Source organism: Pseudarthrobacter sp. MDT1-22 (genome assembly GCF_054511035.1).
Window position 1 is genome coordinate 1 of record NZ_JBTNDK010000053.1, and the last position, 11,707, is coordinate 11,707.

The 11,707-nt window shown below is 60.2% G+C and carries 9 protein-coding genes; 5 read left to right on the plus strand and 4 right to left on the minus strand.

Going from position 1 to position 11,707, the window contains the following annotated elements; all coding sequences use genetic code 11:
* Positions 1 to 322: 322 nt before the first annotated feature.
* From ACX80M_RS20545 to ACX80M_RS20555, 3 genes are all read right to left on the minus strand, one after another.
* Entirely contained in the window at positions 323 to 1,498 is a 1,176-nt protein-coding gene (locus ACX80M_RS20545) for a glycosyltransferase family 4 protein (protein ID WP_459310323.1), read from the minus strand.
* 1,200 nt (positions 1,499 to 2,698) lie between these two features.
* Positions 2,699 to 3,739, minus strand: coding sequence for a tyrosine-type recombinase/integrase (locus tag ACX80M_RS20550; protein ID WP_459310324.1), 1,041 nt, complete (start codon positions 3,737 to 3,739; stop codon positions 2,699 to 2,701).
* On the minus strand, positions 3,736 to 3,909 hold the full coding sequence (locus ACX80M_RS20555) for a hypothetical protein (protein ID WP_459310325.1): 174 nt from the start codon (positions 3,907 to 3,909) through the stop codon (positions 3,736 to 3,738). Before ACX80M_RS20555 ends, ACX80M_RS20550 begins: the two co-directional genes overlap by 4 nt.
* 300 nt (positions 3,910 to 4,209) lie before the next feature.
* Here ACX80M_RS20555 and ACX80M_RS20560 point away from each other — a divergent pair, with 300 nt between their 5' ends.
* The 4 genes from ACX80M_RS20560 (at position 4,210) to ACX80M_RS20575 (ending at position 8,349) form a co-directional block, all read left to right on the plus strand.
* The gene (locus ACX80M_RS20560) at positions 4,210 to 5,598 is read left to right on the plus strand and encodes an integrase core domain-containing protein (protein ID WP_459310326.1); all 1,389 of its coding nucleotides are present in this window, start codon (positions 4,210 to 4,212) and stop codon (positions 5,596 to 5,598) included.
* Positions 5,599 to 5,653: 55 nt separating this feature from the next.
* Positions 5,654 to 6,556, plus strand: coding sequence for an IS982 family transposase (locus ACX80M_RS20565; RefSeq protein ID WP_459310327.1), 903 nt, complete (start codon positions 5,654 to 5,656; stop codon positions 6,554 to 6,556).
* Positions 6,557 to 6,686: 130 nt separating this feature from the next.
* Positions 6,687 to 7,646 carry a hypothetical protein gene (locus ACX80M_RS20570; protein WP_459310328.1) on the plus strand — a complete coding sequence of 320 codons (960 nt, stop codon included), beginning with the start codon at positions 6,687 to 6,689 and terminating at the stop codon, positions 7,644 to 7,646.
* On the plus strand, positions 7,567 to 8,349 hold the full coding sequence (locus tag ACX80M_RS20575) for a helix-turn-helix domain-containing protein (protein ID WP_459310329.1): 783 nt from the start codon (positions 7,567 to 7,569) through the stop codon (positions 8,347 to 8,349). The genes ACX80M_RS20570 and ACX80M_RS20575 overlap by 80 nt, the downstream gene beginning before the upstream one ends.
* Positions 8,350 to 8,660: 311 nt before the next feature.
* On the opposite strand, the gene ACX80M_RS20580 is transcribed toward ACX80M_RS20575, so the two are convergent.
* Positions 8,661 to 10,022 (minus strand): integrase core domain-containing protein, encoded by a 1,362-nt coding sequence (locus tag ACX80M_RS20580; RefSeq protein ID WP_445260450.1) that lies wholly within the window; start codon positions 10,020 to 10,022, stop codon positions 8,661 to 8,663.
* 1,149 nt (positions 10,023 to 11,171) lie between these two features.
* On the opposite strand from ACX80M_RS20580, the gene ACX80M_RS20585 reads away from it, so the two are divergent.
* On the plus strand, positions 11,172 to 11,642 hold the full coding sequence (locus ACX80M_RS20585) for an acyltransferase family protein (RefSeq protein WP_459310330.1): 471 nt from the start codon (positions 11,172 to 11,174) through the stop codon (positions 11,640 to 11,642).
* Positions 11,643 to 11,707: the final 65 nt, after the last annotated feature.

The following is an 11,707-nucleotide window of genomic DNA, read 5'->3' on the forward strand; positions in this document are numbered from 1 at the left end:
GACAACTACAAATCGCGTATCCTCTTGAGAAGTGCAGCCCGGATGGCAGCATGAGCAATCATCTCAGCAGACCATTCCCCGGGAACCTTGAAGAGCCCCCAATCCAGGCGTTGCTGTTGCCGGCGCCCAACGAACTTGAGGAGTTCAACTTTGACCAATAGGCGTCAGCGGCGAGATCTTCATCGTCCAGCTCGATGAAGCGAACTACCCCAACCGCGCTGCTTCAGTTTCCTGAGGCAAACAGGACAGCAACCATCGATTGGCTGCTGGTTGCCTTCGGAGTGTAGTGCTAATCGGGAACCTGAGTGCCGTGCTACCCAGTTCAGTGCACTTTCGCGGGAATGCTTGAAGAATTTCTTTCTGTAGGAGCGCCGGACTCGATAGCGTTCAACCAAGCGGCCATTGATTTCGCCAGCGTCCTTACGTCAAAGTCCTTCGAACGGACTGAACCGTGTTTCGCCAATTCTTGTCGGAGCGCCGCATCACCGGATAGCTTCCTCAGAGCCGATTCCATGCCATCAACGTCGCCGCAGGGCACGAGGAGTCCGTTGTGTCCATCAGAAATCACTTCGGATGGCCCCCCTGGCGTGGTTGCGATCACTGCACACCCGGCGTCCAAGCCTTCAACGACCACACTGCCGAATGGTTCGGGAATAATCGACGCGTGCACTAGTATTTGGGAATTCAGCAGAATCCCCCTAACATCCTTTATATTGCCGGTAAAAATGATGCGTTCGGAACATCCACTTTGAGCGGCAGCCGCGCGGACTTTTTGGGCGTACTCGTGTTCCCCGAATAGAGCATCTCCAACTATGACTGCCCTAACCCTTGTATGCGCAAACACGCGGCGAAAGGCCTCGATAAAAAGCAGCTGACCCTTCCAAGGTGACAAGCGGCCGACCATGACGATTTGGTTCAGGCTTTCGATTCCATCTTGTATTGGGCTGCCTTCGCTAGCTGGTGTAATGCCGGGGGGACTGATGAGCGTTGGCTTCTTACCGCACCAGATTGTGTCGAGAGTCGCCTGACTGTTTACGATATAGGCCGCGGGCAAAAAGCGACCAGCCGCTCTAATAAGGAGAGCGTCCGTCCAGCGAAAGTAATCCGGGGATATCCTGTCATGCACACTCCACACGATGGGAACTCGGGCGCGCAGGGCTGCCACTGAACCATAAATGAGTGATTTCACAGAGTTCGCGACGATGAGTGTAACTCCGTCTTGAGTAGCCCACCGTCCTAATCGCCAACCGTAGCGGACGAATTCGGCGATGGCCGCCAACTTTCTCGCCACTGAACGTTCTTGACGACTCACGTTTCCGGCCAAAGCTTCCCTCACGACAACGTTAATTCCCGCTTCGCGGTATCTGTCGATGAGAGGCCCTTCTTCTGCAAACACAACAACTGTCTCGGCATGGGGAAGCTGCTCTGTCAAGCGAAGCATGCCCAGTTCTGCCCCAGATGGAGCCGCCGAGTGTGCCAAAAATAGATGCTTTCCCATTAATCTCTCCGTAAGTCGTACGCGTACGAGCAAGTAAGTAACGGCTCAAGCAACGGGCTTTCCACGATGAGTGAATCCGTTGTCATACCTGAGCCAGCATCAGGGCGCCAACAGTCCGGCTCACCGTCCGCTGCTATTTTATTGCAAGGTAGAGGACCGTTCCCCGCCAAGTATTACTTCTTTATCGGGTGACTATCGGTCTCGACATATTCGTATATAATGCTGCGCTACGAACTGGGCCTTCTTGAGGGACCGGAACGAATCGGTGCCGACTTTGTCGTCAAACACTAGGAACGTCTGCGTACCCAATATACGCGCACGGACTGCAGCTGATCGAAAATAGCCCGTCGGAAGTCGATGTTATCGATTGGTACGGACGAGTGCAGGGATCACGTCACGTACGCCGATGATCCGAGCCCAGCTTTGATTCGACCGACTACTGCGGTGAACTTGGTATGCATGCCGTCGGCCGGGAGCCCACGCTGTGGCGTTCACCTCTGTTGATGGACACCTGAGCGGGATCCCTGGAGCCGGAAGGTGTTCTTGTGCAAATGACACGACGTAAATTGACACGGCTCTGGAGGTGTCCCGGTCCGCCTAAGCCTGACACCTAAGAAGCCTCCCGGAGTCGCCGGCACGGGCCATAGTGAGTGCGGAGCTGGATGCGACGGTGCGGCGTGTTCATTCCGATTCGTACGGGATCTACGGGATCTAAGGGCACCGCGGATCCAGTCCGCGTTGCCACGGAACGGAATTCGCGTTGACTGGACGACCGTGACCTCGTCGATGCGCAGGCAGCGTCTGGACGGGATCTCCCCGCGGCGTTTCCGCACCATGGCCCCGAGCGGTGAGTACCGGACCATTCCATCCCCGATCTGGTGGCACGATAGTGGGAGAGCGGGGCCCTGGACGCGGTCTGGAGGTCGGACATCGGGTGCGACCGCACCGATGAATGCAGGGTGTATGTGTGTCCTGTTCAGGACGCCTGGTCGCGGCGAGTGACCGGTGGGCGATGGACTCGGTCCAAACAGGCGCCTTGGTCGAGCGGGCGCTCCGCATGACGCGCATCCTGAGCGGCGGGAGCCCGGCCGGGGTCGTGTTCCACGCGGATTATGCCGAGAAAAACGTTCAGCCGAGGTTGGGAAGTTTGGGCTTGTGGTTCGGGGGTCGCGTGCCTGTTCCTCGGCTTAACGTTTCGTGCTATTTCAGTGTGTAGAGCAGTTGAAGTTCGTCGTCGGTGAGCGCCTCGATGCTTATGTCGCTGATTGCCGGGGTCGCGGCATTCATTGCTGCCCGCATCATGTCGAGGGTGGCGAAGGCGTAGAACGCAGAGGTGGTGCTCATGCTTTCGTGGCCGAGCAGCTGCATGATGATCGGCAACGGTATGCCTTGCTTGTAGAGGTCCATGGCCTTGGTCTTCCGCAGCATGTGGCAGTGGAGATTGCCCGGGATCGAAGGGCACCGTTCGCGGGCGAGGTCCCCGGCTTTCTTGAGCACCGCGGCGACTGTGTCACTGGAAAGGGCAGTTGGTTGACCGCGGTGGAAGGTATAAAACAGGGGCCGGGTCGCGTGCCGGTTTGCGCGTTGCGGGTGGAACTCGTCGAGATAGACCTGCAGGTGTTCGACGGCTTTTTCTCCGACGGGGACGACGCGGCTCTTATCCCGTTTCCCCGTGAGGGTCAGGTGTGCCGGTCTTGCCAGTGCCAGGTCATCAATGGCTAGCGCGGTGATCTCGCCGACGCGCGCACCGCTGTCGTAAAGCAAGATGAGCAGCATGCGGTTCCGGCGTGACTTCACGTCCTTGCCGTCGTAGGCGGCGAGAATCGCTGCCGTCTCGTTCTCTTGGAGGTATTGGATGGGTTTACGCGGTGTGGCCGGTGCCTTGAGGTTCTTGGCAGCCTGGTAAACCGCGACCAGGGTGAGGTCTTCCGCAGACGCGAAATTCAGGAAGGCCTTGACGGCGCTCAGGCGCAGGCCGATGGTTGCGGGCCTGTAGTTCTTGGTTTGCCGCATCCAGACCAGCCAGTCCTTGAGGACCTGCCGGTCGAAGTGGTCAAAGCCGATCTCCTGGCGGCGGACTTGCTTCTCGGCGACCAGGTAGTGGACGTAGCTTTCGAGACTGATCCGGTACGCCTCGATGCTGCGCGGCGCCATTTCCCTGACGTTGGGCAGGAAGTCGTGCAGGTAGTTCCGGGCGTAACTCCAGAAGTCGGGGGCCGGTTCGTGCGTTGCGCGTTTCATTCGAATCCCGCCTCCGGAAACACGCCTTGGCCGTCGTGGGTGAGTGCTGCGTAGCCTTCCATGAAGTCCGGCGAGGTGTGGATGTAGTAGAAGGTGCTGTCCAGCGATGCGTGCCCCATATACCGGGCGAGGTAGGGCAGCATCGCGTTGACGTCGGTGCCTTCGGCCATCCATCGTTCGATGTTGGCGTAGGCGAAATGATGGCGGTTATGTGGAATTCCACATAACCGCCATTAGAGTCTCGGCATGGTCACCGTTGTCTTACACCCGCTAGATGAGTAATTCCGATTGGCTTGGTCGGTGTGGAGGCTTTAAAGTCAGGCGGAGAGTGTTAAACCTGTTATGTCGCAGGACATCGGTGACAGTTCGACCTCAGCACATCGGTGACACTTTCGCGGGTTTTGGTGGTGACACTTCCCCTGGTGCTAACCGGTTTGGGTGGAGGCCCGTGCGATGGCAAAGAATGACAGGTGAACAAGAATGCGCCTGTCAACGCCCGTATCCGCCTCGCGATCGCCCAGTGGCCCGATGACGCACCGCGNGCTCGCAAGACGTTCTATGCGATCCTGGCCAGGGCGCGGGATGAAGGACAGGCCGCTGTCTTGGAGCCCCGCTCACGCCGCCCCAAGACCTCACCGACCCGGCTGTCCGAGGACCTCAAGCAAGACACGCTGAAGGTGCGTGCCGCCCTGGAATCCTCCGGGCTGGATCACGGGCCGATCAGCGTGCACGACAAAATGATTGCCCTGGGCATGCACGCACCCTCGCCCGCTTCGCTGGCACGGATCTTTCGCGAGAAGAACGTGGCCCGGTCCGAGCCGACGAAGAAGCCACGGGCCTCATACCGCAGGTTCGTCTACCCGGCCCCGAACGCCTGCTGGCAACTGGATGCCACGGAATACGTGCTCACCGGTGGGCGTAAGTGCGTGATCTTCCAGCTGCAGGATGATCATTCACGCCTCGCTGTCGCTTCCCACGTGGCCTCCGGTGAAACGAGCGAGGCGGCCCTGGCAGTCGTGAAGAAGGGCATCGCCTCCCATGGGGTACCTCAAAGGCTCTTGACGGATAACGGTGCGGCCCTGAATCCCTCGCGTCGTGGAGTCGAAGGCCAGTTGGTCACCTATGTGACCTCGCTCGGGGTCAAGGCGATCACCGGAAAACCGTACAAGCCGACCACGCAGGGAAAGAACGAACGCTTCCATCAGACCCTGTTTCGGTGGCTGGATAAGCAACCCCTTGCCGCGACATATCAAGGATTGCAGGAGATGGTTGACCGGTTTGATTTGATCTACAACACCCAGCGCCCGCATCAGGGGCTACCCGGGCGCACCACACCCCAGCAAGCATGGGACGCCACGGCTATCGCCGAAGCGCCCAGGCCGGAACCAATCCCGGTTCTTCTTGAAGCCAACGCACCCGTACCCGTGCCAGTGGTTCTGAGCATTGCCGAACCGGTGGTGGATACCGGAATAGCACCGGACCACAGCACCACGACCGGCCTGGAGACAGAAACCGATCTCGAGACCAGCGCGTTCGAGAAAATCACCGGCAGCATTTCCCACCCGGCAGTCACCGGCAGTCAGAAGCTCCGGGTCTATTCCAACGGCGTCGTCAATATTGACAGAACCCTGTTCTCCCTGACCAAGCGGATGAGCGGACGAATCATCGTTGCTGCCTGGGACCAGGAGGGTGTCATGTTCGCCAACACCGAGGGCGAGGTCATCGCAGAATACGCGTGGCCACCAGAAGGCACCGGATACGTCGGGATCAGCAGGTCCCTCACCCGCTTTCGCAGCGCGCGTCTTTCGGAAGGAACTGTCACCGATGTGCTGAGACATCAACTGTCACCAGTGTCCTGAGGCAGAACTGTCACCGATGTCTTGAGAGATCACAGGAGAGTGTTAAACCCAGTATGTGAACCCCGAATTGAACACTCTCCTGACCACACTCTATGTCCTTCTCACCGACCGTGTCCTGCCTGATCTTGGCGTGTCACGCGACCGGCGGCCCGGGCGCAAACCCAGCCTCTCGGATGCGGAGCTGCTCTGCCTGGTGGTGGCCCAGCAACTGCTCGGGTTCTCCTCCGAAACCCGGTGGATCCGGTATGCCCGGACGCACCTGACCGGCATGTTCCCGTCCATTCCGCAACAGCCCGGCTACAACAAACGACTCCGGGCCGCCGGGACGCTGATTTCCGCGACGATCACGGCTTTGGCCAAGGACACTCCGTCCTGGCATGACGTGCTCCGGCTGGTCGATTCCACACCGCTGCCCTGCGGCATGTCGCGGGAGACGTTTAAGCGTTCTGACCTCTCCGGTCATGCCGGTTATGGCTACTGCGCTTCCCATTCGCGCTACTTCTGGGGCTTCCGCCTGTACCTGATCAGCACCCCGGACGGCATGCCTGTGATCTGGGGTCTGGCGAACCCGAAGATCGGGGAACGCGAAGTCACCCAGGCGCTGCTGGAAAAAGACCACCATCTCGTCCAGGCCGGCCAGGTCATCCTGGGCGATAAAGGCTTCTCCGGCAAAGACTTCGAACGGTTCATCACCGAAGACCTCGGCGCCCACCTGATCAGGCCCGACCGCAAGGACGAAAGGCCACGCTTCGGCAAACTCGGCGGCATCCGGCAATGGATCGAGTCAGTCTTCGATACCCTCAAAGGCCAGCTCACCCTCGAACAACACGGCGGCCGAACCACCGAAGGTGTCTACGCACGCGTCGCCGCCCGGCTCCTGGCCCTCGCAGCCGGAATCTGGCATAACTGGCGCATCGACGCGCCCCGCAAGCGCTCCGTGATCGCCTACGACCACTGAATCCAATCGGAATTAATCATCCAGTGAGGCTTCGCCTCTGACCGCCGAGGTGGGTGGTCGGCTGTCGCTGATGACGGCCCGTCCGCTGCGGTGCATTCTGATGGTATCGGAGGCTCGCTGAGGGGATGCGGTGATTGTGGTGGTTAATGTCAATGAAGTCCTCGAAGGCCACGTGGCCCTGGATATTCAGTGCCTAGACCGGATCTATCTCAACGGCTATGTCCCGACCCTGCAGGTCGGCGGCCAGGTCGTTTCGTTCATGACCAGGCATCTGGGCTATCGGATCCCTTCTCCGGCGATCCTGGAAAAGATCGGCACCAACTTTCGGCGGTCGGTGAATTTGTTCGCCGAGTCCAATCACATCGCGCTGATCCGCATCGCCAAGGAGGACCGGAAGATTGATGTGATGCGCCGGTACTTGGGCGCTCAGGAGAGGACCGGCCGGTCCGGGGTCGCCGCGATCGGCGTGGCGCAGGAGTACCAGAATGTCTTCGCCTCCACCCAACGCCAGGGCACCAATGGCATCCCGTGCTTTGGCTTCCATAAGGCAGACCGGCGAGTGACTTGTTTCTACTTCTACCTCTGGGATGCCGACTTCGGTCCGGCGTTCATCAAGGTGTGCGCGTACTTCCCGTATCCGATCAAGGTCTGGGTCAACGGCCACGAGTGGGCCAAGCGCCAAGCGGTGAAGGCCGGGATCGCCTTCACCGCCCTCTCCAACGGATTTGCCAGCTGCCAGGATCCGCAGGCGCTGCAGGAGATCTGTGACCGGCTCGGCCCGGGCACCATCGAGGTTTTCTTCCAGCGCTGGCTCGCCGTACTGCCCCTGCCGCTGACCGATCACGACGCGGACGCCGGGTACTGGTGGGAGCTGTCCATGCGCCAAGTCGAGATCTCGAGGACCCTGGTCTTTGACGCGCCCCGGCGCGCCCGCGGCTTCTTTGAGGCACTCGTGGCGGACAATCTCGATATCGGCCGGCCCGACAGCGTCGAGCTGATCTTCACCGGGCATGCGCCCCACAGCCGCCGCGGCCGCCGGCCTGATCTTCACCGGGCATGCGCCCCACAGCCGCCGCGGCCGCCGGCCTGACCCCGGACTCTGCAAGACCAACGTTGTCACGCGAGATACCGACGTCACCGTCAATGCGTTCTACAAACACTCCCGCGTCAAGCAATACCTCAAAGACGGCCGTGCGCTGCGTATCGAAACCGTCGTGAACTCGCCCGATGACCTACGCTGCCACCGACGCCTGGAGCATCTGCCCGAGCTGCAGACAAAAGCCCGTGACATCAACGCCCGCCTGCTCGATACTGAACGTGTCGGGCAGGGTTGTGTCCTTGCGAGCCCAGCCTTTGAGCGGGTCGCACAGTCCACCCTCACCGAGGATGGCAGGAGGGCCCCGGCCTTGCGGTTCGGCGATCCACGGGTCATGGCCCTGCTCGGCGCCTTATGTGTCAGCCTCACAGCCCTCGGATTCACCAATCGGAGCCTGCGTGCCCGGGTGAACCATCTGCTAGGCACCAGCTACAGCACCAACCAAATGAGCTACGACCTCGCCAGACTGCGCCGCAACGGACTCATCGAACGCAGGCCACACAGCAACACCTATACCCCCACCGCCGAGGGTCAACGCGTCGCCCTGTTCTACACCAAGGTCCACAACCGGCTCCTGCGACCACTCCTGGCCGCCGACAAACCGCCAGCACCGGCACCACTACGCCAGGCCCTGGCCACCATCGACCGCCACGTCAACGGCTACATCGACGATGCTCGGATGAAAAACGCTGCCTAAAACTCAAGACAAACCTCAAAGTTCTGACCCCCAAGGAACGCTAGTGTCCTTCAGCCGATTCGTCGCCGCCAACAGCGTCGGTGATCCTAAAAAATCTGGACAAGCGAGGCTTAAGAAATGCAGAATTTGCTGCGCGTCGTTCTCTGACGACAGATCTTCACATCGGCGAAGTTGTGGGCCGTGTTCTGCGGATTAAAATGACGAGAAATTCGGAGCGAGTGTGATGTCTCGAAACATCGGTGACAGTTCTGCCTCAGGACAATGGTGACACTCCATGTCTCCGGACATCGGTGACGGTCCCCTGTCTGCGGCTATTTTCGGAAGCGGGCGCGTGCCTTGCTGATGCCCATGTAGGCAGTGCCTTCCGGGGGCCAGAGGTACTCCACGATGATTTCCCCCTCGGTGCTGACGAAGACGATACCCTCGGCGTCCCAGTCGGCGATGACGATGCGGCCGCCCATCGCCGTGGTCAAGGAGAACAGTGTTCTGCCGATGTTGACGACGCCGTTGGGATAGACCCGCAGTTTTCGGCTGCCAGTGGTTGCCGGATGGGCGATGCTGCCGGTGATCGTGCTTAATGCCGCCTCCGGAGGTGCTTCTGGTTGCTGGTTCATTGAGATACTCCCGGCCGCGTCGCCGGCGGGGTCGGGCGCTGCTTCGACGGCACCCACCAGCGGGAACACCGGGCCTGGGCCCTGGGGCTCGGGAAGAACCGGAACGGGTTTCGGCCTCGGCGCCTCGGCGATGACCGTGGCGTCCCAGGACTGCTGCGGGGTGATGCGCCCCGGCAGTCCCTGATGCGGGCGCTCGGTGTTGTAGATCTGGTCGAAACGGTCGACCTGGGCCTGCAGCTCTGCGTGGGACCGGGCGAAGGGCTGCTTGTCCAGCCACCTGAACAGGGTTTGATGGAACCGCTCGTTCTTGCCCTGGGTGGTCGGCTTGTACGGTTTGCCGGTAATCGGCTCGACGCCGAGCGAGGTCACGTAGGTGACCAGCTGTCCTTCCCATCCGCGGCGTGAGGGATTTAGGGCCACTCCGTTGTCGGTGAGGATCCTTTGAGGTACCCCGCGGGCGGCGATGCCCTTCTTGACGACCGTCAGGGCCGCCTCGCTAGTTTCCCCGCCCGCCACGTGGGTGGCCAATGCGAGGCGGGAATGGTCGTCCTGCAGCTGGAAGATCACGCACTTGCGTCCGCCGCTGAGGACGTATTCGGTGGCGTCCAGCTGCCAGCAGGCGTTCGGGGCGGGGTAGACGAACCGGCGGTATGCGGCCCGGGGCTTCTTCTTTGGTTCGAGCCGTGCCACGTTCTTTTCCCGGAAGATCCGTGCCAGGGAGGCCACGGACGGGGCCTGCATTTTCAGGGACACCATCTTGTCGTGCACGCTGATCGGCCCGTGGTCCAGTCCGGAGGATTCCAGGGCGGCACGCACGTTCAGCGCTTCTTGTTTGAGGGCCTCGGTGAGTTTCGTGGGCGAGGTCTTCGGGCGGCGTGAGCGCGGCTCCAGGGCTGCGGCCTGGCCCTCGTTCCGTGCCCTGGCACGGATCGCGTAGAACGTCTTGCGGGTGATGCCATGCTCGACGCAGAACGAGGTGACGGACCCGCGCGGCGCGTCATCGGGCCACTGGGCGATCGCAAGGCGGATACGGGCATCGACAGGCTCATTCTTATTCACCAGTCATTCTTCATGCCCCGCGCCCTGCCGCTCAAAGCCGCGTTAACCCTCTGGAAGTGTCACCACCAAGAAAGGCCGAAGTGTCACTATTGTCCTGAGGCAGAACTGTCACCGATGTCCTGCGACATAACAGAAATTCGGAGCGAGACTAGGTTCTTATCCTTATTGATTGGGCCATCCGTGCGTTCGGCTCCGCCTTCGAGTGCCGTCGTCAGCCCAGCCGGTCCGAACTATTCGCAATCTGCTGTGTCCCGCTACGACACTTCGACTTGCGACGCAGACGGTGGTCTAACTCCGGACTGCCGGGGAGACTATCGTGAACGGCCATCGCTAGTCGGTTGCGTTCGGAGACGAGCTCGTTACTTATTTCGCCTCAGAGTGCTCAGCGCACTGGACTGTAGCTCTCAGCGGGCCACCGTCGTCCTTTTGATAGCGGGTAACGTGGTTAGTTGCCTTGTCGCATGCCGGGCAGAAGGTCGTGTGTTGTTTTGTCCCCATAAATGAGATTGTATGCGAAGGCAGGTTTCGAGCACGTAAACGATGAACATTGCTCCTCTCCCCTCGCCGGAACCGCGTAATTGTTCTGTCCTGACGCTGCGGCCTCGGGCTGCTGCGCCGCCGTAGCCAGCCACGCTCAGCGCGTTCAACCAACGCGCCCCGGCCCCACCGGCGCAGGGTCTGCAACTGGCACGAAGCAGGGAGCGGTTTCTCCGAGATGTCCTAGGAGACCGTCTCGTTGTCGACTGTGGCGATGTGCGTTTCTGGATCCTCGCTGCCGAAGAGCCAGAACGTTATTTCACCGCTCGCCCGGCACATTCCCCGTCAACAAGGCGTCGACCTGCACGTCGCCAGCAACGATTGAGGAACCCCGGCCAGCACGTTGGGGTATTCGCCATACACCCAGCAGTGGACCTCCTCGGGATTCGTGAAGCCCCCGGGTTTCAAATATTCGTACGTTGTCCCGTCCTAGCTAAACTCGGTATGCCAGATGCCATGGCCGTGAATGACAGGAGGCGACTGCCCACGGAGGTGGGTAGGCACGAGGGAAGCAATTCCGTTGAGCAACGCACGCGGTCTATTGAATCCGCTGAGTTGGCCGCGTCAAATATAGTGGGCGTCACGGGAGAGATAGTTAGTCGGGGGAATGCTGTGCAGAAAAAGGTCATGTTTTTGGAGTGGGTTCGTGGGCTTGCAGCTCTGATGGTAGGGGTGACGCACCTACTAGATGGGACCGTTCCCGAATTTCACCACTTCACCCGCAATTACTTGGATCTTGGACGAACTGGCGTCGTGGCATTTTTCCTAGTCAGCGGCTACGTCATCTCAATGAGCCTCAGAAGCGACGAAGTGCGGGCCTTCCTCGTCAAGCGGATGTTTCGTCTATACCCCATATACATTGTGTCATTCACGCTATTTCTACTGTTGGAGTTCAGGGATGCTAACTGGTCGAGCCGTAACTGGATTTTCGAAGTATTCGCGAACTACACGATGCTGCAAGAGCTGCTTGGCTTTGCGGCACTTCTCGGTCCGGCCTGGACCCTAAGTATTGAATGGGTGTTCTACGCGCAGCAGTGCATCGCTAAACGGGCTCTTCAAGGTTCCCGGGGAATGGTCTGCTGAGATGATTGCTCATGCTGCCATCCGGGCTGCACTTCTCAAGAGGATACGCGATTTGTAGTTGTCCG

Bases quoted from the DNA above. Each gene is read 5' to 3' on its own strand.
- ACX80M_RS20555 (WP_459310325.1), bottom strand. From the start codon at position 3,909: ATGGCCGAAGGCACCGACGTCAACGCGATGCTGCCCTACCTCGCCCGG.
- ACX80M_RS20575 (WP_459310329.1), top strand. From the start codon at position 7,567: ATGCGCCCCACAGCCGCCGCGGCCGCCGGCCTGATCTTCACCGGGCAT.
- ACX80M_RS20545 (WP_459310323.1), bottom strand. From the start codon at position 1,498: ATGGGAAAGCATCTATTTTTGGCACACTCGGCGGCTCCATCTGGGGCA.
- ACX80M_RS20550 (WP_459310324.1), bottom strand. From the start codon at position 3,739: ATGAAACGCGCAACGCACGAACCGGCCCCCGACTTCTGGAGTTACGCC.